This window comes from Streptomyces spinoverrucosus (assembly GCF_006539505.1).
Classification (GTDB): Bacteria; Actinomycetota; Actinomycetes; order Streptomycetales; family Streptomycetaceae; genus Streptomyces; species Streptomyces spinoverrucosus.
This window is the reverse complement of the sequence record NZ_BJND01000012.1, coordinates 52,127-78,271: the sequence shown is the minus strand read 5'-3', so window position 1 is coordinate 78,271 and position 26,145 is coordinate 52,127. Positions and strand designations below refer to the sequence as shown.

The 26,145-nt window shown below is 71.1% G+C and carries 28 protein-coding genes; 5 read left to right on the top strand and 23 right to left on the bottom strand.

The window, feature by feature from the left end; translation table 11 throughout:
- Nucleotides 1-80 precede the first annotated feature (80 nt).
- From SSP24_RS08645 to hisI, 10 genes are all read right to left on the bottom strand, one after another.
- On the bottom strand, nt 81-854 hold the full coding sequence (locus tag SSP24_RS08645; RefSeq protein WP_167529543.1) for a DsbA family protein: 774 nt from the start codon (nt 852-854) through the stop codon (nt 81-83).
- 119 nt (nt 855-973) lie between these two features.
- Nucleotides 974-1,792 carry a tryptophan synthase subunit alpha gene (gene trpA / locus SSP24_RS08640; protein WP_141308548.1) on the bottom strand — a complete coding sequence of 273 codons (819 nt, stop codon included), beginning with the start codon at nt 1,790-1,792 and terminating at the stop codon, nt 974-976.
- Complete coding sequence (trpB, locus tag SSP24_RS08635) at nt 1,789-3,075, bottom strand: tryptophan synthase subunit beta (protein WP_141308546.1); 1,287 nt, start codon at nt 3,073-3,075, stop codon at nt 1,789-1,791. The genes trpA and trpB overlap by 4 nt, the downstream gene beginning before the upstream one ends.
- Before the next feature lie 58 nt (nt 3,076-3,133).
- Nucleotides 3,134-3,340 (bottom strand): tryptophan biosynthesis modulator TrpM, encoded by a 207-nt coding sequence (gene trpM / locus SSP24_RS45290; RefSeq protein ID WP_141308948.1) that lies wholly within the window; start codon nt 3,338-3,340, stop codon nt 3,134-3,136.
- 39 nt (nt 3,341-3,379) lie between these two features.
- Entirely contained in the window at nt 3,380-4,189 is an 810-nt protein-coding gene (trpC, locus tag SSP24_RS08625) for an indole-3-glycerol phosphate synthase TrpC (RefSeq protein ID WP_141308544.1), read from the bottom strand.
- A gap of 142 nt (nt 4,190-4,331) precedes the next feature.
- Entirely contained in the window at nt 4,332-4,757 is a 426-nt protein-coding gene (locus tag SSP24_RS08620; protein WP_141308542.1) for a DUF2752 domain-containing protein, read from the bottom strand.
- Between the two features lie 97 nt (nt 4,758-4,854).
- Nucleotides 4,855-5,136 carry an HGxxPAAW family protein gene (locus tag SSP24_RS08615; RefSeq protein ID WP_141308540.1) on the bottom strand — a complete coding sequence of 94 codons (282 nt, stop codon included), beginning with the start codon at nt 5,134-5,136 and terminating at the stop codon, nt 4,855-4,857.
- A gap of 242 nt (nt 5,137-5,378) precedes the next feature.
- Nucleotides 5,379-6,029, bottom strand: a complete 651-nt coding sequence (locus SSP24_RS08610; protein ID WP_141308538.1) for a TIGR02234 family membrane protein — start codon at nt 6,027-6,029, stop codon at nt 5,379-5,381.
- A gap of 52 nt (nt 6,030-6,081) precedes the next feature.
- Entirely contained in the window at nt 6,082-7,560 is a 1,479-nt protein-coding gene (locus SSP24_RS08605) for an anthranilate synthase component I (RefSeq protein ID WP_141308536.1), read from the bottom strand.
- A gap of 11 nt (nt 7,561-7,571) precedes the next feature.
- A complete protein-coding gene (gene hisI, locus SSP24_RS08600; protein WP_141308535.1) occupies nt 7,572-7,946 on the bottom strand; it encodes a phosphoribosyl-AMP cyclohydrolase in 375 nt (124 codons plus the stop codon).
- 73 nt (nt 7,947-8,019) lie between these two features.
- On the opposite strand from hisI, the gene SSP24_RS08595 reads away from it, so the two are divergent.
- A complete protein-coding gene (locus SSP24_RS08595; RefSeq protein ID WP_141308533.1) occupies nt 8,020-8,655 on the top strand; it encodes a TIGR03085 family metal-binding protein in 636 nt (211 codons plus the stop codon).
- A gap of 34 nt (nt 8,656-8,689) precedes the next feature.
- Here the strand turns inward: SSP24_RS08595 and hisF are convergent, their stop codons facing one another.
- Genes hisF through hisD form a run of 8 tightly spaced genes read right to left on the bottom strand, consistent with a single transcriptional unit; the run spans nt 8,690 to nt 14,426 of the window.
- A complete protein-coding gene (hisF, locus tag SSP24_RS08590) occupies nt 8,690-9,445 on the bottom strand; it encodes an imidazole glycerol phosphate synthase subunit HisF (RefSeq protein ID WP_141308531.1) in 756 nt (251 codons plus the stop codon).
- Nucleotides 9,446-9,472: 27 nt separating this feature from the next.
- Complete coding sequence (locus SSP24_RS08585; protein WP_141308529.1) at nt 9,473-9,865, bottom strand: RidA family protein; 393 nt, start codon at nt 9,863-9,865, stop codon at nt 9,473-9,475.
- A 16-nt stretch (nt 9,866-9,881) separates the two neighbouring features.
- Complete coding sequence (gene priA, locus SSP24_RS08580) at nt 9,882-10,604, bottom strand: bifunctional 1-(5-phosphoribosyl)-5-((5-phosphoribosylamino)methylideneamino)imidazole-4-carboxamide isomerase/phosphoribosylanthranilate isomerase PriA (RefSeq protein ID WP_141308527.1); 723 nt, start codon at nt 10,602-10,604, stop codon at nt 9,882-9,884.
- A 4-nt stretch (nt 10,605-10,608) separates the two neighbouring features.
- Complete coding sequence (gene hisH / locus SSP24_RS08575) at nt 10,609-11,256, bottom strand: imidazole glycerol phosphate synthase subunit HisH (RefSeq protein WP_141308525.1); 648 nt, start codon at nt 11,254-11,256, stop codon at nt 10,609-10,611.
- Entirely contained in the window at nt 11,247-11,411 is a 165-nt protein-coding gene (locus SSP24_RS42785; RefSeq protein WP_167529542.1) for a CG2302 family histidine operon protein, read from the bottom strand. Before SSP24_RS42785 ends, hisH begins: the two co-directional genes overlap by 10 nt.
- Nucleotides 11,408-12,001: an imidazoleglycerol-phosphate dehydratase HisB gene (hisB, locus tag SSP24_RS08570; protein WP_015661105.1), complete on the bottom strand. Its 594-nt coding sequence runs from the start codon at nt 11,999-12,001 to the stop codon at nt 11,408-11,410. The genes SSP24_RS42785 and hisB overlap by 4 nt, the downstream gene beginning before the upstream one ends.
- Nucleotides 11,998-13,104 carry a histidinol-phosphate transaminase gene (locus SSP24_RS08565; RefSeq protein ID WP_141308523.1) on the bottom strand — a complete coding sequence of 369 codons (1,107 nt, stop codon included), beginning with the start codon at nt 13,102-13,104 and terminating at the stop codon, nt 11,998-12,000. Before SSP24_RS08565 ends, hisB begins: the two co-directional genes overlap by 4 nt.
- Nucleotides 13,101-14,426, bottom strand: coding sequence for a histidinol dehydrogenase (hisD, locus tag SSP24_RS08560; RefSeq protein WP_141308521.1), 1,326 nt, complete (start codon nt 14,424-14,426; stop codon nt 13,101-13,103). The genes SSP24_RS08565 and hisD overlap by 4 nt, the downstream gene beginning before the upstream one ends.
- Nucleotides 14,427-14,610: 184 nt before the next feature.
- On the opposite strand from hisD, the gene SSP24_RS08555 reads away from it, so the two are divergent.
- From SSP24_RS08555 to ybaK, 3 genes are all read left to right on the top strand, one after another.
- The gene (locus SSP24_RS08555; RefSeq protein WP_141308519.1) at nt 14,611-16,191 is read left to right on the top strand and encodes an oxidoreductase; all 1,581 of its coding nucleotides are present in this window, start codon (nt 14,611-14,613) and stop codon (nt 16,189-16,191) included.
- A gap of 117 nt (nt 16,192-16,308) precedes the next feature.
- Nucleotides 16,309-17,049, top strand: coding sequence for an LON peptidase substrate-binding domain-containing protein (locus SSP24_RS08550; RefSeq protein WP_141308517.1), 741 nt, complete (start codon nt 16,309-16,311; stop codon nt 17,047-17,049).
- Nucleotides 17,050-17,076: 27 nt separating this feature from the next.
- Nucleotides 17,077-17,580, top strand: a complete 504-nt coding sequence (gene ybaK / locus SSP24_RS08545) for a Cys-tRNA(Pro) deacylase (RefSeq protein ID WP_141308515.1) — start codon at nt 17,077-17,079, stop codon at nt 17,578-17,580.
- A gap of 378 nt (nt 17,581-17,958) precedes the next feature.
- Here ybaK and SSP24_RS08540 read toward each other — a convergent pair whose 3' ends face one another.
- From SSP24_RS08540 to SSP24_RS08525, 4 genes are all read right to left on the bottom strand, one after another.
- The gene (locus SSP24_RS08540; RefSeq protein WP_141308513.1) at nt 17,959-18,633 is read right to left on the bottom strand and encodes an AAA family ATPase; all 675 of its coding nucleotides are present in this window, start codon (nt 18,631-18,633) and stop codon (nt 17,959-17,961) included.
- A 34-nt stretch (nt 18,634-18,667) separates the two neighbouring features.
- The gene (locus tag SSP24_RS08535) at nt 18,668-19,489 is read right to left on the bottom strand and encodes an ABC transporter permease (protein ID WP_141308511.1); all 822 of its coding nucleotides are present in this window, start codon (nt 19,487-19,489) and stop codon (nt 18,668-18,670) included.
- A gap of 100 nt (nt 19,490-19,589) precedes the next feature.
- The gene (locus tag SSP24_RS08530; protein ID WP_141308946.1) at nt 19,590-20,564 is read right to left on the bottom strand and encodes an ABC transporter ATP-binding protein; all 975 of its coding nucleotides are present in this window, start codon (nt 20,562-20,564) and stop codon (nt 19,590-19,592) included.
- Nucleotides 20,565-20,693: 129 nt separating this feature from the next.
- Complete coding sequence (locus SSP24_RS08525) at nt 20,694-21,911, bottom strand: NYN domain-containing protein (RefSeq protein WP_141308509.1); 1,218 nt, start codon at nt 21,909-21,911, stop codon at nt 20,694-20,696.
- 235 nt (nt 21,912-22,146) lie between these two features.
- On the opposite strand from SSP24_RS08525, the gene SSP24_RS42780 reads away from it, so the two are divergent.
- A complete protein-coding gene (locus SSP24_RS42780; RefSeq protein ID WP_167529541.1) occupies nt 22,147-22,311 on the top strand; it encodes a hypothetical protein in 165 nt (54 codons plus the stop codon).
- Between the two features lie 92 nt (nt 22,312-22,403).
- On the opposite strand, the gene dnaE is transcribed toward SSP24_RS42780, so the two are convergent.
- The gene (dnaE, locus tag SSP24_RS08520) at nt 22,404-25,943 is read right to left on the bottom strand and encodes a DNA polymerase III subunit alpha (protein WP_141308507.1); all 3,540 of its coding nucleotides are present in this window, start codon (nt 25,941-25,943) and stop codon (nt 22,404-22,406) included.
- Between the last annotated feature and the right edge of the window lie 202 nt (nt 25,944-26,145).

Here is a 26,145-nt window from a genome sequence, read left to right as displayed (position 1 = left end):
GCAAGGTCGACGCTACCCTGCCGGGCCGACCCGGTGGCAGGCAGCCCGGCTACGGCTCCATAACGGGACGGGCCCGCTCCTCACCCCCGCGCGGCCTCCTGTACCTGCTGCTTCAGCTTCGCGGGCGTCATCGTCTGGTCCTGGTAGATGTTCGTACCGTTGAGCAGCACGGTCGGCGTGCCGGTGAAGCCGCCCTTGTTGAAGGCCTCGGCGGACTTGTCGACCCAGCTGTTGTGCGTGCCGTCCTCGACGCACTTGCGGAACGCGGGCGTGTTCAGGCCGTCGACCTTCCCGGCCAGCTCGATGAGCTTGGCGTTGTCCGCGAAGGCGTCGTCGGTCTCCGGCGGCTGGTTGTCGTACAGCACGTCGTGGTACGCGGTGAACCTGCCCACGTCCTGCGCGCAGGCGGCGGCGTTGGCCGCGTTGCGGGAGCCGCTGCCGCCCATGTTGCCGTCGATGATCGTCGCCAGCCGGTACTCCACTCTCAGCTGGCCCGCGTCCGTCAGCTCGTGGATCGTCGAGCGGTAGGTCTGCTCGAAGGACTTGCAGGCCGGGCAGCGGAAGTCCTCCCAGACCGTGAGCGTCGACTTGGCGGTGTTCCTGCCGACCGGGATGGCGAGGTTGTCCTCGCCGTTCGCCCCCGAGGGCGCCACGACCGGGCCCGCGCTGTCGTCGCCGTCCTTGCCGGCGTTCGCGGCGATCACGCCGATCACCGCGGCCAGGCCCAGGACGGCCACGACCGCCGTGCCCACGATCAGCGTCCGTCGGCGCTTCTCCGCGGCCTTGTGCTTCTCACGCTCGACCGCCAGCCGTTCCCGGGCGGTGCGCTTTCCATCACGGTTGTTCTCGCTCACACCCCGCAGAACGAACCGGGGAGGCGCACCGCGCCTCCCCGGTCCAAGGTCCACCCGTACGAGGGACCCGTATGACTTGCAGGTTTGCTACGTCTGACGTGCGGGTTTGCTACGTCGGCTTACGCCTGTCCGCGCACGCCCTTCGCCAGCTCACCCGCGAGCGCGCGGACCGCCTCGACACCGGCCGCGCGGTCCGGTGCGTCCAGCATCCGCTTGACGAAGGCGGAGCCGACGATCACCCCGTCGGCGAAGCCGGCCACCTCGGCGGCCTGCGTCGCGTTGGAGACGCCGAGCCCGACGCAGACCGGCAGGTCGGTGCCGGTGGCCCGGGTCCGCCGCACCAGGTCCTGGGCCTGCGCGCCGACCGTCTCGCGGGTGCCCGTGACGCCCATCAGCGAGGCGGCGTAGACGAAGCCGCTGCCCGCCGCGGTGATCTGCGCGAGCCGCTCGTCCTTGCTGCTCGGCGCGACCACGAAGACCGTCGCCAGGCCGTGCTTCTCGGCGTGCTCCCGCCACAGCGCCGACTCCTGCACGGGCAGGTCGGGCAGGATGCATCCGGCGCCGCCCGCCTCGGCCAGCTCGGCGGTGAAGCGCTCGACGCCGTAGCGGTCGATGGGGTTCCAGTAGGTCATGACGAGGATCGGCTTGCCGGTGGCCTCGTATGCCTCCCGGACCGTGCGCATGACGTCCGCGATCTTCACACCGCCGCGCAGGGCGATGTCGTCGGCGGTCTGGATGACCGGGCCGTCGAGGACGGGGTCGCTGTGCGGCAGCCCCACCTCGACGATGTCGGCGCCGCCGTCGAGGACGGCCTTGATCGCCTCGATGCCGCCGTCCACGGTCGGGAACCCGGCCGGGAGGTAGGCGATCAGGGCGGAACGCCCCTCGGACTTCGTCGCGGCGAGGGTGTCGCTCAGCAGCTGGATGTTCCCGCTCACTTGGCGTCCCCCTCGATCTCGGCGGTGTCGGTGTCCGCGTCGGCGGCGACCTCGGCGTCGGTGTCGTACAGGCCGAAGTAGCGGGCGGCGGTGTCCATGTCCTTGTCACCGCGGCCGGACAGGTTGACCACGATCAGCCCGTCCTTGCCCAGCTCCCGGCCGACCTCCAGGGCACCGGCCAGCGCGTGGGCGCTCTCGATGGCCGGGATGATCCCCTCGGTCCGCGACAGCAGCCGCAGCGCCTGCATCGCGGCGTCGTCGGTGATCGCGCGGTACTCACCGCGGCCGGTGTCCTTGAGGTAGGAGTGCTCGGGGCCGATGCCGGGGTAGTCGAGTCCCGCCGAGATCGAGTACGGCTCGGTGATCTGGCCTTCCTCGTCCTGGAGGACGTAGGACCGCGAACCGTGCAGGATGCCGGGCTCGCCCGCGGTCAGGGTGGCCGCGTGCTCGCCGGTCTCCACGCCGTGCCCGGCGGGCTCGCAGCCGATGAGGCGGACGTCGGTGTCCGGGATGAAGGCGTGGAACAGGCCGATGGCGTTGGAGCCGCCGCCGACGCAGGCGATGGCGGCGTCGGGCAGGCGGCCCGCGCGCTCCAGGAGTTGGCGGCGCGCCTCGACGCCGATCACGCGGTGGAAGTCGCGGACCATGGCCGGGAAGGGGTGCGGGCCCGCGACGGTGCCGAACAGGTAGTGGGTGTGGTCGACGTTGGCGACCCAGTCGCGGAACGCCTCGTTGATGGCGTCCTTCAGCGTGCGGCTGCCGGACTTCACGGCGATGACCTCGGCGCCGAGCATGCGCATGCGAGCCACGTTGAGGGCCTGGCGCTGGGTGTCGATCTCGCCCATGTAGATCGTGCAGTCGAGGCCGAAGAGGGCGCACGCGGTGGCCGTGGCGACGCCGTGCTGGCCGGCGCCGGTCTCGGCGATGACGCGGGTCTTGCCCATGCGCTTGGTGAGCAGGGCCTGGCCCAGGACGTTGTTGATCTTGTGGGAGCCGGTGTGGTTGAGGTCCTCGCGCTTGAGGAACACCTTCGCGCCGCCGGCGTGTTCGGCGAACCTGGGCACCTCGGTGAGGGCGCTGGGGCGGCCGGTGTAGTTGACGAGCAGGTCGTCGAGTTCTCGGGCGAACTCGGGGTCGTGCTTGGCCTTGTCGTACTCGACGGCGACCTCGTCGACGGCTGCGACGAGGGCCTCCGGGATGAACTTGCCGCCGAACGCGCCGAAGTAGCCTTCGGCACTCGGGACTTGACCCTCCGGGTCGGGGATGAAGAAGTTGCTGGGCATGATTGAGCCTCACGGTGAGTGTGTGGGATGACACTAATCGCCGTGGGGGCGGAGATTGTCAGTTGGCTGCGGGACCGTTGTGGCTGGTCGCGCAGTTCCCCGCGCCCCTAAAAGCAGGGCGCTGCCATCGGCGGCCGTTTACCTGCCCAGGTTCGTCTCCGATGACGTACCTGACCCTGCGACCGTGCACCCTTCGCGCAGGCGCGCGGCAACCTCGGGGGCGGCAGCCACGCGCGAGGCGGGCGTACCGGTCCGGGGTCGTCATGGTGATCGTCGCAGTCATCGCCGCTCAGCTTATCGGGGATCAGCCCCGGCCGTGCCGGAGTGCGGGATGTGCGCCTGCTGCCACCAGGTCGGACACCGCCGTCTTGGGGTCCTTGCCGGTGACCAGGGACTCGCCTACCAGGACGGCGTCGGCGCCCGCGTTGGCGTAGGCGATGAGGTCGTGGGGGCCGCGGATGCCGGACTCGGCGACCTTGATGATGCCCTCCGGGATCTCCGGCGCGACCCGCTCGAAGGTGCCGCGGTCGACCTCCAGCGTCTTGAGGTTGCGCGCGTTGACGCCGATGAGCTTGGCGCCCGCGTCGACCGCGCGGTCGACCTCGTCCTCGTCGTGCACCTCGACGAGCGGGGTGAGCCCGATGGACACCGCCCGCTCGATCAGGGACTCCAGGGCGGGCTGGTCCAGGGCCGCGACGATCAGCAGCGCGAGGTCGGCGCCGTACGCCCGGGCCTCCCACAGCTGGTACGAGGTGACGATGAAGTCCTTGCGCAGTACGGGGATGTCCACGCGTGCGCGGACCGCCTCCAGATCGGCGAGGGAGCCGCCGAAGCGGCGCTGTTCGGTGAGGACGGAGATGACGGCCGCGCCGCCCGCCTCGTAGTCCGCGGCGAGTCCGGCCGGGTCGGCGATCGCGGCCAGCGCGCCCTTGGAGGGGCTGGACCGCTTGACCTCGCAGATGACCTGCACGCCGTCGCCGCGCAGGGCGGCCAGTCCGTCCTTGGCGGCGGGGGCCTTCGCCGCGCGCTCCTTGAGCTCGTCGAGGCTCACGCGCGCCTGCCGCTCCGCGAGGTCGGCACGGACTCCGTCGATGATCTCGTCGAGCACACTCACGCGAGTGGCCCCCTTCCAGCGGTTGACTGTCACAGCGGCACCGAAGAACAAAACCGGTGGTCACTGCGATGGTATCCGGAGCGAGGCGAAGGCCTCGCATCCGGTTGACGCCGGTCCCACTACCTGGACATCCGCCAGTTGATCAAGGATGGAGCCAGCCACCGAAGGGCAGGTTCCGGACAACGGTGAAGAGCAGCAGCAGCGCGCCCGCTGTCCATATGTACGCCGGCCGCGGATCGAAGCGGAGCCGGCGGCCGCGTGCCGTGTGGACCACCCAGACGGTCCACAGCACGGCGAAGAGCAGATAGCCGGCGACGGCCGGGGCGTTGGCGTGCAGCGCCGTCGCAAGGTCGCCGTGCACGACGGCGTGCGCGCTGCGCAGGCCGCCGCAGCCGGGGCAGTACAGGCCGGTGAAGCGCAGCAGCGGGCAGACGGGGTAGTGGCCGGGTTCGTTGGGGTCCACGGCGCCCACGTAGGCGAAGGCGGCGGCGACGGCCGCGAGGACGCCGACCGGGGCGGCCAGCCGTCTGGCGCGGGTGCTGCGGCTGTCGGCGGTCATGCCCCGCATTGTGCCCGGCCCGGGTGTGGACGCGCGTAAGGGGCGGCCCGGCGTCGCGCCGGGCCGCCCCTCGACGAGGTCGCGGCGGAAGGCCGTACGGGAAGGATCAGCTCTCGGCGGGGACCGGCTCGCGCGTGGTCACGGTCCGCGCGGGCTGCGTCGCGCCGGTCGTCATCTTGAGCGGCTGCGCCTTGGGGGCGCCCAGGCCCATCGCACGCATGATCATGCCGACGACACCACTGAGGACCACGATCACCATGCCGCCCCAGAAGCCGAGCGGGTTGTCCATCACCATGAAGGCGCCCGCGACGCAGAAACCGATGAAGGCGATGATGACACCGGTCCAGGCGGCGGGGGTGTGACCGTGCCCGTGGCTGCTGTCCGCCATTGCTTGCTCCTCGTTGCCGTGTGCGTGTGTGAGCCGGACGCTCGTCGTTCATTGTCCCGTACGCGCGCGCGTGCCATGCGCGGGGGGCTGACCCCGGGTGCGTCTGTTTCGCCACACCGGGGCGAGGGCGGCAATGTCGGCTGCGGCTCGGCAACGCCCTGAAGGGGCGCGGGGAACTGCGCGACCAGCCACGACGGCGCCGCAGATGACCGACCACCCGTCGCGGCACTTCAGCGGAGCGCTTACGCCGGGCCGGTGCCCGTCGGGTCCTCGCCGCGGTCCAGGGCCTTCCAGAGGTCCTCGGGCCGGTCCGGGTCGGCGGAGGCGGCGGTACGGCGCGCGCGGGGGGCGCCGCCTCGTTCGTAGCGGCCGGACATCGCGGGCCACAGGCGGCCGTAGCGCAGGGCGAGCAGTCCGGCGAGCAGGATCAGGGCGCCGCCCACGGCCGCGGCGTACGGCCACGCGGTGTGGGTGAGGGCGTCCACGGTGGCGGAGGTGTCGCCGGAGGCCTGCGCGGCCTTCTGGTCGAGCGCGGAGCTGTCGGAGGCGCCGGACAGGGCGGCGGCGATGGTGCCGGCGCCGCACAGCGCGAGCAGCCCGGCCACCACGAGGCGGCCGGCCCGGCGGACGGCGAAGACGGCGACGAGCGCGGCCAGGCCCACTATGGCGAGCGCGGCGGGGACGCCTGTGACGTCGCTGCCCTTGGCGGTCAGCGGGAAGGCGCCGCCGGCCACCGTCGCGGTGCCCTCCGACCACTGCTGACGGGTGGCCAGCAACGCCACGGCCGCGCCGAGCGCACCGCACAGCAGCGCCAGGGCGAGACTCCGACGACCGGCCCGGGCGGAGGCGGCGGCTTCGGTTCGGGGGTGAGGAACAGCAGTCACGTACTCCACTATCGCGTGCCCTTCGCGTGAACTGTCACCCGGGGCTCACGTGAGAATCGCCCTATTGTCCGAGCCGGTTCGCCGTGTGCACCGCGCGCAGGACTGCCGCCGCCTTGTTGCGGCACTCCGTGTCCTCGGCGATCGGGTCGGAGTCGGCGACGATGCCCGCGCCCGCCTGGACGTACGCCGTGCCGTCGCGCAGCAGGGCCGTGCGGATGGCGATGGCGGTGTCGGAGTCGCCGGCGAAGTCGAGATAGCCGACGCAGCCGCCGTACAGGCCGCGCCGGGACGGCTCCAGTTCGTCGATGATCTGCATCGCGCGCGGCTTGGGCGCACCGGAGAGGGTGCCCGCCGGGAAGCAGGCCGTCAGGACGTCGAAGGCCGTACGGCCCCGCGCCACCCTTCCCGTCACCGTGGAGACGATGTGCATCACGTGCGAGTACCGCTCGATGGACATGAAGTCGACGACCGCCACCGAGCCGGGCTCGCAGACCCGGCCGAGGTCGTTGCGGCCGAGGTCGACCAGCATCAGGTGCTCGGCGCGCTCCTTGGGGTCGGCGAGCAGCTCCTCGGCCAGGGCCTGGTCCTCCTGCGGGGTGGCGCCCCGGGGGCGGGTACCGGCGATGGGGTGGACCATGGCCTGTCCGTCCTCGACCTTGACCAGCGCCTCGGGCGACGAGCCGACGACGTCGAAGCCCTCGAAGCGGAGCAGGTACATGTACGGCGACGGGTTCGTGGCGCGGAGCACCCGGTAGACGTCCAGCGCGCTCGCCGTGCACGGCGTCTCGAACCGCTGCGACGGTACGACCTGGAAGGCCTCGCCGGCCCGGATGCGCTCCTTGATGTCCTCGACGGCCTCCTGGAAGTCGGGGCCGCCCCACAGCGCGCTGTACTCCGGCAGCTCGGAGGGCGGCAGCACCGCCGGCGGCTGCGCCACCGCGCGCGTGAGGTCGTCCTCCATGGCGTCGAGGCGGGCCACGGCGTCGGCGTAGGCCTCGTCGACCCCGGTGTCGAGGTCGTTGTGGTTGATCGCGTTGGCGATCAGCAGGACGGAGCCCTCCCAGTGGTCCATCACCGCGAGGTCGCTGGTCAGCAGCATGGTCAGCTCGGGCAGCCTGAGGTCGTCCCGCTCGCCGGGGCCGATCTTCTCCAGGCGGCGGACGATGTCGTACCCGAGGTAGCCGACCATGCCCCCGGTGAAGGGCGGCAGGCCCTCCTGGTGGGGCGTGTGCAGGGCCTCGACGGTGGCGCGCAGGGCGGCCAGCGGGTCGCCGTCGAGGGGCACGCCCACGGGCGGCTCGCCCAGCCAGTGCACATGGCCGTCCCGCTCGGTGAGCGTGGCGGCGCTGCGGACGCCGACGAACGAGTAGCGGGACCAGGAGCGGCCGTTCTCCGCGGACTCCAGCAGGAAGGTGCCGGGGCGCTCGGCGGCGAGCTTGCGGTACAGCCCGACCGGGGTGTCGCCGTCGGCCAGGAGCTTGCGGGTGACGGGGATGACGCGGCGGTCGGTGGCCAGCTTGCGGAACGTCTCGAGGTCCATGGCGGCCGACCTTACTGACCCAGCGGCAGGACGTCGGAATCGAAGCAGGTGCGCGCGCCCGTGTGGCAGGCGGCGCCGACCTGGTCGACCTTGACGAGCACGGTGTCGGCGTCGCAGTCCAGGGCCACGGACTTCACGTGCTGGACGTGTCCCGAGGTGTCGCCCTTGACCCAGTACTCCTGACGGCTGCGCGACCAGTACGTACAGCGGCCCGTGGTCAGCGTGCGGTGCAGGGCCTCGTCGTCCATCCAGCCCAGCATCAGCACCTCACCGGTGTCGTACTGCTGGGCGATGGCGGGCAGGAGCCCGTCGGCGCTGCGCTTCAGGCGTGCGGCGATCTCGGGGTCGAGGCTGCTGGGCGGCGACGTACTGGTCATGGATGCCATTGTGCCGCGCACCACTGACAGTGACGGAGGGCGTCCACTGGGCGGACCGGACGCCCGGTCGTAGGCTGACTCCATGTCGACCTTTGCCAAGCGTGAACGGCTCCTTCTCGCCGACCTCTTGGAGACCGCCGGTCCGGAGGCCCCCACCCTGTGCGAGGGCTGGCTGACCCGTGACCTGGCCGCGCACGTGGTGGTGCGCGAACGCCGCCCGGACGCCGCCGGCGGCATACTGATCAAGCAGCTCGCGCCACGCCTGGAGAAGGTGATGGAGGAGTACACGGTGAAGCCGTACGAGGAGCTGATCCAGCTCATCCGCACCGGCCCGCCGCGCTTCTCACCCTTCCAGCTCAAGCAGATCGACGAGATGTCGAACACGATCGAGTTCTACGTCCACACCGAGGACGTCCGCCGCGCCCAGCCCGACTGGACGACCCGCGAACTCGACCCGGTCTTCCAGGACGCCCTGTGGTCCCGGCTGGAGCGCACCGCCCGCCTGATGGGCCGCGGCACCCCCACGGGGCTGGTGCTGCGCCGCCCCGACGGCCAGACGGCGGTCGCGCACCGCGGCACGCCGGTGGTCACGGTGACGGGTGAGCCGTCCGAGCTGCTGCTGTTCCTCTACGGCCGGCAGAGCGCCGCCAAGGTGGACGTGGACGGAGACGCGGACGCGATCGCCCGGCTGGAGGAGAACAAGCAGCTCGGCATCTGAGACACAGGCGGCGGCCCGGATCACCAGGCCCGGATCATCGTACGGGGTGACCCGCCGCCCGCAGTGTCTCCTTGACCTCGCCGATCCGCAGATCCCCGAAGTGGAACACCGAGGCCGCGAGGACCGCGTCCGCGCCCGCCGCGATGGCCGGTGGGAAGTCGGCCAGCTTGCCCGCGCCGCCGGAGGCGATCACCGGCACGGTGACGTGCTTGCGGACGGCGGAGATCATCTCCAGGTCGTAGCCGTCCTTGGTGCCGTCGGCGTCCATCGAGTTGAGCAGGATCTCGCCGGCGCCCAGCTCGGCCGCCCGGTGCGCCCACTCGACGGCGTCGATGCCGGTGCCGCGACGGCCGCCGTGCGTGGTCACCTCGAAGGAGCCCGACGAGGTGCGGCGCGCGTCGACCGACAGGACCAGGACCTGGCGGCCGAAGCGTTCGGCGATCTCACGGATCAGGTCGGGGCGGGCGATCGCCGCCGTGTTGACGCCCACCTTGTCGGCGCCCGCCCGCAGCAGCTTGTCCACGTCCTCGGCGGTGCGCACGCCGCCGCCGACCGTCAGCGGGATGAACACCTGCTCGGCGGTGCGGCGCACCACGTCGTACGTCGTCTCGCGGTTGCCCGAGGACGCGGTGATGTCCAGGAACGTCAGCTCGTCAGCGCCCTCGGCGTCGTACACCTTCGCCATCTCGACGGGGTCGCCCGCGTCGCGCAGGTTCTGGAAATTGACACCCTTGACGACCCGGCCGTTGTCGACGTCCAGGCAGGGGATGACTCGGACCGCCAGGGTCATGAATCCACGGCTCCTTACGAGATGCCTCTAGCCTCTGAAGGCTTCCACTTCCACTTCGACCAGGATGCGCGGGTCGACGAAACCCTCCACGACGAGCAGGGTCGACACCGGGCGCACCGCGTCGAACAGCTCCTTGTGGGCCCGGCCCACGGCGTCCACGTCCCGCGCGTGGGTCAGGAACATCCTGGTCCGGATCACGGACCCGACACCGAGCCCGAACTCACCGATCGCCTCGATCGCGCTGGTGAAGGCCACCTTGGCCTGCTCGTACGGGTCGCCCTCCCCGTACAGCACGCTGCCCTTGAAGGACGTCGTGCCCCCCACCAGGACACAGTCGCCCGCCGCGACGGCGCGTGCGAAACCGAAGGACTCTTCCCAGGGACTTCCGCTCTGCACCCGCCGCACGGCATCGGACGTCATGACACTGTGTCCTTTTTCAAGATGTGGCCTCCAAGGCCTCTTCCAGGGTGAACGCCTTCGCGTACAGGGCCTTCCCGACGATCGCGCCCTCGACACCGAGGGGCACGAGCTCGGCGATGGCCCGCAGGTCGGCCAGCGAGGACACGCCGCCGGAGGCCACCACCGGGCGGTCGGTCGCCGCGCAGACGTTCTTCAGCAGCTCCAGGTTGGGGCCCTGCAGCGTGCCGTCCTTGGCGATGTCGGTGACGACGTAGCGCGCGCAGCCCTCCTTGTTGAGGCGCTCCAGCGTCTCGTAGAGGTCGCCGCCGTCACGGGTCCAGCCGCGGCCGCGCAGGGTCGTACCGCGTACGTCGAGACCGACCGCGATCTTGTCGCCGTGCTCGGCGATGACCTTGGCGACCCACTCGGGGGTCTCCAGGGCGGCCGTACCGAGGTTCACGCGCGTGCAGCCGGTCGCGAGAGCGGCGGCCAGCGACGCGTCGTCACGAATACCGCCGGACAGCTCCACCTTGATGTCCATCGCCTTGGTGACCTCGGCGATCAGCGCGCGGTTGTCGCCGGTGCCGAAGGCGGCGTCCAGGTCGACCAGGTGCAGCCACTCGGCGCCCGCCCGCTGCCAGGCGAGGGCGGCCTCCAGGGGGGAGCCGTACGAGGTCTCCGTGCCGGACTCGCCGTGCACGAGGCGGACGGCCTGGCCGTCACGGACGTCGACGGCGGGGAGGAGTTCGAGCTTGGCCATGTCTCTACAGGGTTCCGATCCAGTTGGTGAGCAGCTGCGCGCCGGCGTCGCCGGACTTCTCGGGGTGGAACTGCGTGGCCCACAGGGCGCCGTTCTCCACCGCGGCCACGAAGGGCTTGCCGTGCGTGGACCAGGTGACCTTGGGGGCCCGGAAGGCGGGGTTGTGCGTCTCCAGCGTCCAGTCGTGGACGGCGTAGGAGTGCACGAAGTAGAAGCGCGCGTCCGCGTCCAGGCCGGCGAACAGCTCGGAGTCGGCCGGCGCCTCGACGGTGTTCCAGCCCATGTGGGGCACGATGTCGGCCTGGAGCGGCCCGACCTCGCCGGGCCACTCGTCGAGGCCCTCGGTCTCGACGCCGTGCTCGATGCCGCGGGCGAAGAGGATCTGCATGCCGACGCAGATGCCCATCACGGGGCGGCCACCGGAGAGGCGGCGGTCGACGATCCAGTCGCCGCGGGCCTCGCGCAGGCCGTTCATGCAGGCGGCGAAGGCGCCGACGCCCGGCACCAGCAGGCCGTCCGCGTTCATGGCCTTGTCGAAGTCGCGTGTTATCTCGACGTCGGCACCCACGCGCGCGAGGGCGCGTTCGGCCGACCTCACATTGCCGAAGCCGTAGTCGAAGACCACGACGCTCTTAGGGGTGCTCAATTCCACACCTCCAGCCGCAGGACGCCCGCGACCAGACACATCGCGGCGCCGATGGAGAGCAGCACGATCAGGCCCTTCGGCATCTTCTGCTTGACGAAGGAGATGATGCCGCCGACGAGGAAGAGACCGACGACGATCAGCAGCGTCGAGGTGCCGTTCACAGCGCGCCCTTCGTCGAGGGGAGGATGCCCGCCGCGCGCGGGTCGCGCTCGGAGGCGTACCGCAGGGCGCGGGCGAGGGCCTTGAACTGGCACTCCACGATGTGGTGCGCGTTGCGCCCGTACGGCACGTGCACGTGCAGCGCGATCTGCGCCTGGGCGACGAACGACTCCAGGATGTGCCGGGTCATCGTCGTGTCGTACTCGCCGATCATCGGCGCCATGTTCTCGGGCTCGGTGTGCACGAGGTAGGGGCGGCCGGACAGGTCGACCGTCACCTGGGCGAGGGACTCGTCCAGGGGGACCGTGCAGTTGCCGAATCGATAAATCCCCACCTTGTCGCCGAGCGCCTGCTTGAAGGCGGCGCCCAGCGCGAGGGCGGTGTCCTCGATGGTGTGGTGCGAGTCGATGTGCAGGTCGCCCTCGGTCTTCACGGTGAGGTCGAACAGGCCGTGCCGGCCGAGCTGGTCGAGCATGTGGTCGTAGAAGCCGACGCCTGTCGACACATCGACCTTGCCGGACCCGTCGAGATCGATCTCGACGAGGACCGAGGTCTCCTTGGTGACTCGCTCCACGCGTCCTACGCGGTTCATGCGTTCTGCTCCTTCTTCAGTTCACGGACCGCGTCCAGGAACGCGTCGTTCTCCTCCGGCGTCCCGGCGGTGACCCGCAGCCACCCCGGTACGCCGTTGTCCCGGACCAGCACGCCCCGGTCGAGGATCTTGCGCCAGGCCTCGTGGGCGTCCGGGAAGCGCCCGAACTGCACGAAGTTCGCGTCGGACTCAGTCACCTCGTAGCCGATCGCGCGCAGCTCGGCGACCAGCCGGTCCCGTTCGGCCTTCAGCTGCTCGACATACCCGAGCAGTGTGTCGGTGTGCTCCAGGGCGGCCAGGGCGGTCGCCTGGGTGACGGCCGACAGGTGGTACGGCAGCCGTACGAGCTGCACGGCGTCCACGACGGCCGGGTCCGCGGCGAGATACCCGAGGCGCAGGCCGGCCGCGCCGAAGGCCTTGGACATGGTCCGGGAGATCACCAGATGCGGACGGCCCGCCAGCAGCGGCAGCAGTGAGTCGCCGTGGCTGAACTCGACGTACGCCTCGTCCACGACCACCATCGACGGCTTCGCGGCCTGCGCCGCCTCGTACAGCGCCACCACCGTCTCGCGGGAGACCGCGTTGCCGGTTGGGTTGTTGGGGGTGGTGATGAAGACGACGTCGGGCCGGTTCTCGGCGATCGCCTTCTCGGCAGCGGCGACGTCGATCGTGAAGTCGTCGTTGCGGGGGCCGGAGATCCAGCCGGTGCCCGTCCCGCGCGCGATGAGGCCGTGCATCGAGTACGACGGCTCGAAGCCGATGGCCGTACGGCCCGGTCCGCCGAACGTCTGCAGCAGCTGCTGGATGACCTCGTTGGAGCCGTTGGCCGCCCAGACGTTTGCGCGGCCCACCTCGTGGCCGGAGGTCTTGGTCAGGTACTCGGCGAGCCTCGTGCGCAGCTCGACCGCGTCGCGGTCCGGGTAGCGGTTGAGGTTGCGGGCCGCCTCGCGCACCCGCTCGGCGATCCGTTCGACCAGCGGCTCGGGCAGCGGATACGGGTTCTCGTTGGTGTTCAGCCGTACGGGGACGTCCAACTGGGGCGCGCCATAGGGGGACTTGCCGCGCAGCTCGTCCCGTACGGGGAGATCGTCGATGCCTGTCACTTGCTCTCCGGTACCTTCCAACCGAACCTCGCCTTGATCGCCGCGCCGTGCGCGGGCAGGTCCTCCGCCTCCGCCAGCGTCACCACGTGATGCGCGACCTCGGCCAGCGCGTCCCTCGTGTAGTCGACGATGTGGATGCCACGCAGGAAGGACTGCACGGACAGGCCCGAGGAGTGGCAGGCGCAGCCGCCGGTGGGCAGGACGTGGTTGGACCCGGCCGCGTAGTCGCCCAGCGAGACCGGCGCCCAGGGGCCGATGAAGATCGCGCCGGCGTTGCGGACCCGGTCGGCCACCGCGGCGGCGTCGGCCGTCTGGATCTCCAGGTGCTCGGCGCCGTACGCGTCGACCACTCGCAGGCCCTCGTCGATGCCGTCGACCAGGACGATCGCGGACTGCTTGCCCTTGAGGGCCGGGACGATCCGGTCGTCGATGTGCTTGGTGGCGGCGACCTGCGGCTGAAGCTCCTTCTCCACCGCGTCCGCCAGCTCGGCGGAGTCGGTGACCAGCACAGCCGCCGCCAGCGGGTCGTGCTCGGCCTGGCTGATCAGGTCGGAGGCGACGTGCACCGGGTCGGCGGTGGCGTCGGCGAGGATCGCGATCTCGGTCGGGCCCGCCTCGGCGTCGATGCCGATCTTGCCGGTGAAGTAGCGCTTGGCGGCGGCGACCCAGATGTTGCCGGGGCCGGTGACCATGGGGGCGGGCGGGCAGGACTCGGTGCCGTACGCGAACATCGCCACGGCGGTCGCACCACCGGCGGCGTACACCTCGTCGACGCCGAGCAGGGCGCACGCGGCGAGGATCGTCGGGTGCGGCAGCCCGTCGAACTCGGCCTGCGCGGGCGAGGCGAGCGCGATCGACTCGACGCCGGCCTCCTGCGCGGGCACGACGTTCATGACCACGGACGACGGGTAGACCGAGCGGCCACCCGGCGCGTACAGGCCGACCCGCTCGACCGGCACCCACTTCTCGGTGACCGAGCCGCCGGGCACGACCTCGGTGGTGTGCGTCGTACGGCGCTGCTCGCGGTGGACGAGCCGGGCGCGCCGGATGGACTCCTCCAGGGCGGCGCGCACGGCCGGGTCGAGTTCTTCGAGGGCCTTTTCGAGTGCCGCGGCCGGCACCCGCACCTGGTCGAGCTTGACGCCGTCGAACTTCTCGGCGAAGTCGATCAGCGCCGCGTCGCCCCGATGATGCACGGCCTCGCAGATCGGGCGCACCTTCTCCAGGGCGGCCTGAACATCGAAGTCGGCTCGGGGCAGCAGGTCGCGCAGGGCGGGACCCTCCGGGAGGGCGTCGCCGCGCAGATCGATTCGGGAGATCACGCATCCAATTCTCGCAGACCCGGACGGGGCGCCGTCCGCGCGTTTCAGTGGCTGATACGAGACCCCGCCGACGCCCCGCACCCCCCAGGGGAGATCGGCTGCACGTTGGGCGTTCGGGCCGTCACTCAGCGGGCATGAACGGCAGTACGAAACCGCTGAGCAGCCGGGGAGGAGAGGGAACACCGTGACCGAGGGGGCCGGCATCCGGGACGGGGACCTGCCGGAGGATCTGAGCGCCGCCGAGGCCGGCATGTGGCAGGCCTTCCGCAACGGCAGCGTGTACGACCTGAGCTGCGGGGACACGGTCGTCGACGATCCGCACGGCGGGCATCCCTGGGGGCCCGAGCGGACCGTGCGGGCGCGCATCGTGTGCTGGCTGCTCCTGGACGGGCCGCCCGCGCTCGCGGGCCGGGTGTCCTCGCTGAAGCTGACCGGCGTGCACATCAGCGGCAGCCTGGACCTCGCGGGCGGCACGGTGACGCCGTACGTCGAGCTGCGGGGCTGCCGCTTCGAGCGGGAGATCCTGCTGCCGGAGGCCCAGTTCAAGACCCTGCGGCTGGTGAACTGCTCGGTGCCGCGGCTGGAGGCGGCCCGGGTGCACACCGAGGGGGATCTGCATCTGCCGCGCTGCCGGTTCCACAGCGGCATCAGGCTGACCGACGCGCACATCGGTACGGACCTGCTGCTCAACCAGGCCGTGGTGTACCGGGACCGCACCGGCCGTTCGATCGCCGCGGACGGTATGACGGTCGGCCAGGACCTCCAGGCCGAGATGCTGGAGTCGCACGGCGAGCTGAGCCTGCGCAGCGCGAAGGTGGGCGTCTCGCTCAGCCTGCGCGGGGCCCGGCTGCGCAACCCGTACACCCGGCTCGCGCTGAACGCCCCGCAGCTGACCGTCGAGCGCACCCTGTACCTCACCCCGGCGGGTGTCGGCAGCCTGCAGCTCGCCGGGCGCACACCCGCGCGCGGGACGCGGATACAGCACTTCGAGTGCCAGGGAGGGGTGCGGCTGGACGACGGCCGGTTCGGGGACGCGGTCGACCTGGAACGCGCCCGGTTCACCTTCACCGACGAACAGGAGCTGTCGCTGCGCCGGGTCCAGGTGCCCGAGCTGCGCTTCCTCGGGGAGCGGCCGCAGCGCGGCAAGGTGGTGCTGTCCGGCGCGCGGGTCGTCAACCTGGTCGACCGGGCGAGCAGCTGGCCGGGCCCCGGCAATCTGTACATGCCGGGTTTCGCGTACGAGAACCTGGTGCCGCAGGGGCCGTTCCCGCTGGCGGAGCGGCTGGAGTGGGTGGCCGCGGCGACCGCTGAGTACCACCCGGAGCCGTACGAGCGGCTGGCCGCCGTGCTGCGGGCGAGCGGGGAGGACGAGGACGCGCGCGAGGTGCTGCTCGCCAAGCAGCGCCGCCGCCGGGAGACCCTGCCGCCGGCCGGCAAGTTCTGGGGGTACGCGCAGGACCTGGCGGTGGCCTACGGGTACCGGCCGGGGCGGGCCGCGGTGTGGATGGCGGTGCTGTGGGCGGCCGGCTCGCTGGCCTTCGCGTACGCCGGGCGGCCCCGGACGGGTGGCAGCGCCGGTGACCCGCCGTGGAACCCGGCCCTGTTCGCCCTGGATCTGCTGCTGCCGGTGATCGACCTGGGGCAGGTGGGTGTCTGGCATCTGGACGGCGGCTGGCAGTGGCTCGCCGCCGCGCTGGTCCTGCTCGGCTGGATCCTGGCCACGACGGTGGCGGCGGCGGCGACCCGGCTGCTGCGGCGCAATTAGGACAGGTCCTGCAGGGCCTGTCCGGCGGATCCGGTCACGCCGGCGCGGGCCTCGGTCGGGGCTCCGGGGAGGGCGGGGCGGACGGGCAGGGCCGCGCGACCATTAGGCTCTTGGGTCGTGACCACCGTCCGGCTGCCGCTCTTCCCCCTGAACACGGTGCTGTTCCCGGGGCTCGTGCTCCCCTTGAACGTCTTCGAGGAGCGTTACCGCGCCATGATGCGCACGCTCCTGAAGACCCCCGAGGACGAACCGCGCCGCTTCGCCGTCGTGGCGATCCGCGACGGCCACGAGGTAGCACCGAGCGCGCCCGGCATGCCCGACCCGACGGCGGTGCCCGAGCGAGGGCCGGCGGCCGGGTTCGGCGCGGATCCGGTCAAGGCGTTCCACGGCGTGGGCTGTGTGGCCGACGCGGCGACGATCCGGGAGCGGGCCGACGGCACGTTCGAGGTGCTGGCGACCGGGACGACCCGGGTGCGGCTGCTGTCGGTGGACGCGTCGGGGCCGTTCCTGGTGGCCGAGTTGGAGGAGCTGCCGGAGGAGCCGGGTGACGAGGCGGGGGCGCTGGCCGAGGGGGTGCTGCGGGCGTTCCGGCAGTACCAGAAGCGGCTGGCGGGGGCGCGGGAGCGGTCGCTGTCGACGGGCGGGGAGCTGCCGGACGAGCCGTCGGTGGTGTCGTTTCTGGTGGCGGCCGCGATGATGCTGGACACCCCGACGAAGCAGCGCCTGCTCCAGGCGCCCGACACGGCGTCCCGCCTGCGCGACGAGCTGAAACTCCTTCGCTCCGAGACGGCCATCATCCGTACGCTGCCCTCGCTGCCGGCGTCGGATCTGACGCGGGCGCCGACGAGCCTGAACTGACCTGACACGACCTGGGGAACAGCCCGGATGGCAAAGAAGCCGAAGAAGAACCAGCAGTCCGGCGGCACGCCCGCGACGGTGGCGCTGACGGCGGCGGGCGTGGAGTTCACGATCCACTCCTACGACCACGACCCGTCCCACCCCTCGTACGGCGAGGAGGCGGCGGAGGCGATGGGCGTCTCACCGGACCGTGTCTTCAAGACGCTGGTGGCGGACGTCGACGGCACCCTGACGGTGGCGGTGGTCCCGGTGGCGGGCACGCTGGATCTGAAGGCCCTGGCGTCGGCGGTGGGCGGCAAGAAGGCGACGATGGCGGACCCGTCCCTCGCCGAACGCACCACGGGTTACGTCCGAGGCGGTATCTCGCCGCTCGGCCAGCGCAAGCAACTCCCCACGGTCCTGGACGCCTCGGCCGCCGCCCACGCCACGATCTGCGTCTCGGCGGGCAGGCGGGGCCTGGAGGTGGAGCTCGCCCCGGACGACCTGACCAAGCTCACCGAGGCGACCCTGGCCCCGATCGGCCGCGCCTGACCTCTCGACGGCTTGTCCTTCCTCGGTTAATGAGAAAGGACATGTCGAAGAAAACCCGGAAACGCAAATGGCGCATCCGAAAACGCCGAGCGAACCACGGCCGACGTCCGTCGTAGGAACGGGGCTTGCCGACTACGTGCAGCGGCTCTGCGCAGCTGCCGGGCGGTGGTTACGACTGGCCGCCTCACTCCGCGCAGCTGGCGGCTCCCGCCACCGCAGGCGGCTCCCGCCCAGCAACGCCGGGCGTCTCGCAGCGCGGCGTAGCTGTGGGCAGTCGTGCCTCCCCCAGTGCCTTAAGGGCCTGGGGGACCCCCAGGGCGGCACCCCGTTGCGCCGGGCTGCGTGACGCCCCGGCCCAAGCACCAACGCCGCAGAAAGCTACCGAACCTCTCCGTGCGGCCCGTACCCCACCGGCTCGGGATCCCGGGGGCCGAACAACGCCGTCAGCCCCAGATGGACGAGCACCCCCGAGAACGGCCAGGCCAGCAACGCCCCCTTCGCCGCCAGCTTCAGCGGCGCCGAGAACGTCACGCCCTTGCCCACATCCTTCGCCTGCGCCAGCACATCCTGCGCGGGGCCGAGCCACACCCCCAGCCGCCAGGCGAGCAACGACCCGAGCAGCCCGCCGACCCCGAGCGCGACCACGCCCGGCACACCCCCACGCCGCCGCACCAGGAACACCACCAGCGCGCTGACCACACCGAACGCCAGCGCGAGCAGGGTGAACGTTCCGTCGACCCCGATCGACTGCTCCCCCTCGGTGTCCTTGAGGTAGACGACCCACGCCCCGTCCACCACGTCACCGACCAGCGGCACACGCGGAGCCAGCCAGTTCCACAGCACCCCGAGCAGGGCTCCGCCCAGAGCCAGAGCCACCGTGATCACGGCGGCCTCCCGCAGCTCGGTCCTCATCCCGGGCCCGTCCTCACCCGCGCTGCCGGGAGCGACGGCGTGATGATGCGCGTCCACCCCGTGCCCGGCCCCGGCCGGGGGCCACGCGCTGTGCGAGGACTGTTCATGCGGCGGCGGAGGTGGCGTCAACGGTGCTGTCACCCTGACATCGTGCCAGGCCCGTCCGCAGGACGCGTCACCGGACGGCGGCCCGGCGGTACGCCCAGGTGGCGACGGCGAGCGAGATCACTCCGACCCCGGCGCACACGGCGAGGTCCCCGGCGACCCGCGCCCAGTCGGGGTTCGCCGCGAAGGTCCGCGCGTACGCCTCCACCCCGTACGTCGACGGCAGCAGATCCCGAGCGAACCGCACAACCTCCGGCATCCGGTCCGGCGGCAGCACGCCCAGCAGCAGCGCCGCCGACATCCCAAGCTGCCCCAGCAGCGTGGCCAGCTCCGGCCGCGGCGCGAGCAGCCCGCAGGCCGCCCCGAGCCCGGACAGCGCGGCCCCGGCCAGCGGAATCACCGCCAGCAGCACCCACAGATTGGCCAGCGGCAACCCGAACAGCACGCACCCGAAGACGGCGGTCACCAGCGTCCCCGGCACCGTGAAGGACGCGTACGCCCCCGCGGCCCCCAGCACCACCGCGGCCGGCGGCACAGGCAGCGTGGCGTAGTGGTCGAGCCCGCCGGTGGCCCGCAGCTGCCCGAAGTACTGTGCGAGCAGGTTCAGCGCGACGAACGCGACGACCACGACCGACGACCCGGCGACCACGGCGTGCGCCTCGCCGCCACCGTCCACCACGCCCCGCATCATGATCATGATGCCGACGGACTGGAAGGTCGCCACGAACAGCAGCGGAATCCGCGCCACCCGCGCCCGGGACAGCTGCGCCCGGTACACGGCCGCCAGCGACGGCCACAGCCGCGCGGGCGGCGCGAGCTCGGCCGCGCCCCGGGCCGCTCCGTCGGCGGCCAGGGCGCTGCCCGGCAGCACCTCTGCGGGTACGACACTCACGTCGCGCTGCTCCCCTTCCCCGGTTTCACTCCGGCGCTCCCCCCGTTCGGTACGGATGTGACGGCCCGACCACTCAAGCCCGTGCTGCGACGACTCACGCTCATGCCTTGACCAGCCCCTGCCGCGCCGCCCCACCCAGCGCCATGTACACGTCCTCCAGGCTCGGCGTGGTCAGCGTGAAGTCGTCCAGCGCGGCGAAGGCGGCCCCGCCGGTGACCGTCGAGACGACCGCGCGCGCCTCCTCCGGCGCCAGCCGCAGCGTCCAGCGCCGCCCGGACTCCACGACCCGGTCCCGCAGCGCGGCCACCTCGGGCACGTCCAGCGGCGCCCGCTCCCGCCACACCAGGTCGACCCGCACCTCACCGGCGACCTGCTCCTTCAGGCGGGAGGGCGTGTCGCAGGCGATCACGCGCCCCTGGTCCAGCACGGCGACCCGGTCGAGCACGGTCTCGGCCTCGATGACGTTGTGGGTGACCAGCACGACGGTCGTACCGCGCTCGGCCCGCCGCCGGTCCACGGCGGCCCACACGGCCCGCCGCGCCACGGGGTCCATCGCCGCGGTCGGCTCGTCCAGCACGAGCAGCGGCCGCTCCCCGACGAGCGCCGCGGCGACACAGGCCAGCCGCCGCTGCCCACCGGACAGCTTCTTCAGCGGCCGCCCGGCGATCGCGGTGAGCCCCAGCTCCTCCAGTACGGCGTCCCGCTCGTCCCGCGCCTGCCGCGCTTCCAGCCCGCGCAGCCGCCCGGTGGTCTCGGCGGCGAGGGACACGCTCAGTTCGTCGAGGGCGGTGGACTCCTGCCCGAGGTAGGCGAGGATCCGCGAGGCCCGCTCCGGGTGCCGCACGATGTCGTGCCCGAGGATCTCGACGCTGCCCCTGTCGGGCCGCATCAGCCCGGTCAGCTGCCTCACGAGGGTGGACTTGCCGGCCCCGTTCGGCCCGAGCAGCCCGAAGATCTCACCCCGGCGCACATCCAGCCGTACGTCGTCGGTGGCCCGGACCTCGGGGGTTCCCGGCGCCCCGCGCCGACCCCTTACCGCCGGATAGGTCTTGGTCAGCCCGCGCACCGCACACACGACCTCACCACTGTCCCGGTAGGTCGGTGCCGCGCGCGTACTCACAAGGGACGAGCCTACGGGGTCCACACCCCCGGCACGCTCCCGGGTCGGCCTACGCCGCGAAAACCGCCACTGGGCCCAGAAGGTTCACTGCTCGCCGGCAGGAGCCGGTTCCGCCGCCGTCCGTACGTCGATCTCCCGCCAGAACCCGGCCCGGATCGCGTACCGGTCGTGCTCGTCGATCTGGTCGTCCTTGTGGGCGAGCAGCCCGAAGCGGGCGGCGTACCGCAGCAGCTCCCCGTCGATCCGGTGCGGGATGCGCGGATACATGCCGGACAGCTTCTGCAGGTGGCTCTGGTCGCCGAGCCGGGACATCCACCGCCGCGCGAACACCTGTCCGACCTCGTACGGGTCCCCGCCGACGGTCGTGATGTCCTCCTCGCGGTCGGCCCAGCGCTGTTCCGCCGTGGTCAGCTGCGCCAGCGTCGGCATCGAGGCGACCTCGGGCGGCTCCGCGGCGACGCCGGGCCGGTCCACCCAGCCCTTGTCGGAGGACCAGCGCAGGGTGGCGGTGGCGGGTTGCGGGGGCTGCGGGCCATGCGCCCGGAGCGCGGCGAGGTCCTTGGGCGTCGGCACGCCCTTCGGCGCCGGCACCCGCTCCTCGGCGCCGTTCTGCGCGGCGGCGGGCACGGTGCGCGGCGGCTCCTCGGTGGGCCGCTCGGCCGCCGGGGCGAGCGTGGCGTCGGGCAGCGGCGCGGACAGGATCGCGGCGATCTCCGGCCGTGGCGCGGGCGGCGGCGCGCAGATCCCACCCAGCTCCTTGGCGCGTACGGCCTTGGTGATCCACGTCCGGTCGAGCACGCGCCGCTCGTCGGCCTCGGCGACCAGGTCCTCGGACTGGTTGTAGTCACCGTCGGCGGCCTGCACGGCCCACAGGTGTACGGCGACCCCGTGCTCCTTGGCGGCCATCATGCCCGGCAGCAGATCGCCGTCGCCGGTCACCAGGACAATGTCGGAGCAGGCGCGGTTGCGGGCCAGCTCGGTGAGCTCGGCGTGCATCGCGGCGTCGACGCCCTTCTGGTTCCAGCGGCCGTCGCTGCGGGTGAGCGCGCCGAGCCGGACCGTGACGCGGGGCATCACGCGCAGCCTGCGGTGCTCGGGCTGCGGGACTCGGTCGGGGGCGCCGTCGAACCAGTAGATGCGCAGCAGCGGCCGTTCCGTGTCGGCCTCGGCGCGTTCGCGCAGCCCTTGGATGAGGGCGGTGTGGTCGACGGTGATGCGGGACCGCGACGGCTCCCCGGCGAGGAGACTGGCGGCGGCCCCCAGCAGATACCCGGCGTCCACCAGGACGACGCAGCGGTCCACGCGACTCACCCTCTTCCCGGGAGGTTTGCTTCGGGCTTGCTTCGAGTCTGCCCGACCACGCGGGGGTTAACGGCCCGAACTCGATCTTCGGCGTGGCGTTTGTGGGATTCGCGCTCCGTTCCGACTCCGACAAGCCCTGTTACAGACGGTAATTGTCCGACATGCGTTTGTTGTCAGCCTATGTGAATCTGGTCCCGGCCCTGGCCCCTAGATCCCCCACAGGAGGCAGATCACCATGGCCAAGAACAAGAACCGTGACCGTAAGCAGCAGCAGACCAGCCGCGCGCAGCAGCAGCCGGAGCAGTCGTCGGCGGAGCCGATGTCGGAGCAACATGCCGCGCAGCCGTCGCCCATAGACGTGGCCCGCAAGGGCCGGCAGAAGCGCTTCGGCCACAACTGACATCCGTATGACGGGCCGTCGCGGCCCAGGCACATGACGAGGGGCGCATCCCGGATCGGATGCGCCCCTTGCGTGCATCGGGAAGCCGGGCCTCAGCCCGCCAGACAGGACGGCCCGAGCAGCACCTTCAGATCACCGAACAACGCCGGGTCGGGCTTCACCCGGTGCCGGTCCAGCCGCAGGACGGTCGTCTTCGTCGGCCCCTGGAGCTTGATCCGCACCTCGCTGTCGCCCTTGTGGTGGGTGAGGATCTCACCGAGCCGGCTGACCATGGGCGGAGTGACCTTCACCGCCGGGATGGTGAGCACCACGGGCGCGTTGGTGCCCGCGTTGGACAGGTCGGGGACCATCAGTTCCATCGCGACCAGCCGCGGCACGTCCTCGCGCTTGTCGAGCCGTCCCTTGACGAAGACCACGGCGTCCTCGACGAGTTGGGTCGACACCAGCTGGTACGTCGCCGGGAAGAACATGCACTCGATGGAACCGGCGAGGTCCTCGACCGTGGCGATCGCCCAGGCGTTGCCCTGCTTGGTCATTTTGCGCTGCAGGCCCGAGATGATGCCGCCGATGGTGACGACCGCGCCGTCGCCGAAGTCACCGCCGGTGAGCTGGGCGATGCCCGCGTCGGCCTTGTCGGACAGCACGTGCTCCAGGCCGAAGAGCGGGTGGTCGGAGACGTATAGACCGAGCATCTCCCGCTCCTGGGCGAGCAGATAGGTCTTGTCCCACTCGTCGGGCGAGAACTCCACGTCCAGGCCGAAGCCCGGCTCGCTGCTCGTCTCCTCGCCCATGCCGCCGAAGAGGTCGAACTGCCCCTCCGCCTCCTTGCGCTTGACCGCGACCACATTGTCGATCATCGGCTCGTACTGCGCCGTCAGGCCCTTGCGGGTGTGGCCCATGGTGTCGAACGCGCCCGCCTTGATCAGCGACTCCGTGGTGCGCTTGTTGCAGACGACCGCGTCGACCTTGTCGAGGTAGTCGGGGAAGGAGGCGTACTTCCCCTTCGCCTTGCGGCACTTGATGATCGAGTCGACCACGTTCGTACCGACGTTGCGCACGGCGGACAGGCCGAACAGGATCACGTCGTCACCCTGTGCGGCGAAGTTCGACTCGGACTCGTTGACGTTCGGCGGCAGCACCCGGATGCCCATGCGGCGGCACTCGTTGAGGTAGACCGCCGACTTGTCCTTGTCGTCCTTGACCGAGGTGAGCAGCGCGGCCATGTACTCGGCGGGGTGGTTCGCCTTCAGGTACGCGGTCCAGTACGAGACCAGTCCGTACGCCGCCGAGTGCGCCTTGTTGAACGCGTAGCCGGCGAACGGGACCAGCACGTCCCACAGCGCCTGGATGGCTTCGTCGCTGTAGCCGTTCTTGCGGGCGCCGCCCTGGAAGATGACGAAGTTCTTCTCCAGCTCCTCGGGCTTCTTCTTGCCCATCACGCGGCGGAGGATGTCGGCCTCGCCGAGCGAGTAGCCCGCGATGATCTGGGCGGCCTTCTGCACCTGCTCCTGATAGACGATCAGGCCGTAGGTGACGTCCAGGACCTCCTTGAGCGGCTCCTCCAGCTCGGGGTGGATCGGTGTGATCTCCTGCTGGCCGTTCTTGCGCAGGGCGTAGTTCGTGTGGGAGTTCATGCCCATCGGGCCCGGGCGGTACAGGGCCGAGACGGCGGAGATGTCTTCGAAGTTGTCCGGCTTCATCAGCCGGAGCAGCGAGCGCATGGGGCCGCCGTCGAACTGGAAGACGCCGAGGGTGTCGCCGCGCTGGAGCAGTTCGAAGGTCGTGGGGTCGTCCAGCGGCAGCGACAGCAGGTCGATGTCGATGCCCTTGTTGGACTTCACCATCTTGACGGCGTCGTCCATGATCGTCAGGTTGCGCAGGCCCAGGAAGTCCATCTTCAGCAGGCCGAGCGACTCACAGCTCGGGTAGTCCCACTGCGTGATGGTCACGCCGTCGGTGTGCCTGACCCAGACCGGGACGTGGTCGGTGATGGTCTCACTGGACATGATCACGCCGGCCGCGTGCACACCCATCTGCCGGACCAGGCCCTCGACGCCCTTGGCGGTGTCGATCACCTTCTTGACGTCGGGCTCGTTCTCGTACATCGCCCGGATCTCGCCCGCCTCCGAGTAGCGGGGGTGCTGCGGGTCGGTGATGCCGGAGAGCGGGATGCCCTTGCCGAGGACATCCGGCGGCATGGCCTTGGTGAGGCGGTCGCCCATCGCGTACGGGTAGCCCAGCACGCGCGCGGAGTCCTTGATGGCGTTCTTCGCCTTAATAGTGCCGTAGGTGCCGATCATGGCGACCTTGTCGGCGCCGTATTTCTCCGTCACGTACCTGATCACCTCGACGCGCCTGCGCTCGTCGAAGTCGATGTCGACGTCGGGCATCGAGACGCGCTCGGGGTTGAGGAACCGCTCGAAGATCAGACCGTGCGGGATCGGGTCGAGGTCGGTGATGCCCATGGCGTACGCCACGATCGAGCCGGCCGCGGAGCCTCGGCCGGGGCCGACGGCGATGCCGTTCTTCTTGGCCCACATGATGAAGTCGGCGACCACGAGGAAGTAGCCCGGGAACCCCATCTGGATGATGACGTCCATCTCGTACTCGGCCTGCCGCTGGCGGTCCTCGGGGACCCCGCCGGGGAAGCGGCGCTCCATGCCGCGGCGGACCTCCTCCTGGAACCAGGTGACCTCGGTGTAGCCCTCCGGGATGTCGAACTTGGGCATCAGGTCGCGCTTTTCGAACATGCCGGTCGTGTCGACCATCTCGGCGATCAGCCGGGTGTTTGCGCAGCCCTCCTGCCAGGCGTCCGAGGAGTCGATGGCGTACATCTCGTCCGTGGACTTCAGGTAGTAGCCGGTGCCGTCGAACTTGAAGCGGTCCGGGTCGGAGAGGTTCTTGCCGGTCTGGATGCACAGCAGGGCGTCATGGGCGCCCGCCTCGTGCGCGTACGTGTAGTGCGAGTCGTTGGTGACCAGCGGCGGGATGCCGAGCTTCTTGCCGATCTCCAGGAGTCCGTCGCGGACCCGGCGCTCGATCTCGATGCCGTGGTCCATCAGCTCCAGGAAGTAGCGGTCCTTGCCGAAGATGTCCTGGTAGTCGGCGGCCGCCTTCAGGGCCTCGTCGAAGTGGCCGAGACGCAGCCGGGTCTGGACCTCGCCGGAGGGGCAGCCGGTGGAGGCGACGATGCCCTCGGACCACTGGGCGATGGTCTCCTTGTCCATCCGGGGCCACTTCTGCAGCCAGCCCTCGGCGTAGGCGTCCGAGGAGAGCCGGAAGAGGTTGTGCAGGCCGGTCCTGTTCACGGCCCACATCGTCTTGTGGGTGTAACCACCGGAACCGGAGATGTCGTCCCGCTTCTGGTGCGGCTGGCCCCAGAGGATCTTGCGCTTGTTGCGCCGGGACTCGGGGGCGATATAGGCCTCGATGCCGATGATCGGGGTGATTCCGGCCTTCTTCGCGGAGTGGAAGAAGTCGTACGCCCCGTGGAGGTTGCCGTGGTCGGACATGGCGATGTGCGTCATGCCCATCTCGTTGCAGGCGTTGAACATGTCCTTCAGCCGCGCGGCACCGTCCAGCAGCGAGTACTGGGTGTGGACGTGCAGGTGCGTGAACGGCGGCTTTGACACGGCTGCGGCCTCCAAGGAAAACGTACGTCGACGGGGGCCCGTCAGACTGCGGACAGTCTGGGGGACAGCGTCGAAGTCTATGCCTCGGGACTGACACTCCGCGGGCACTCACGCGTACCTTCGGACGTTGGAAAGTGACGGACGGGTCCTTGCCGGTGGCATGGACCATCCGTCCCACAGGTCACGCACCACCGCCGCACCA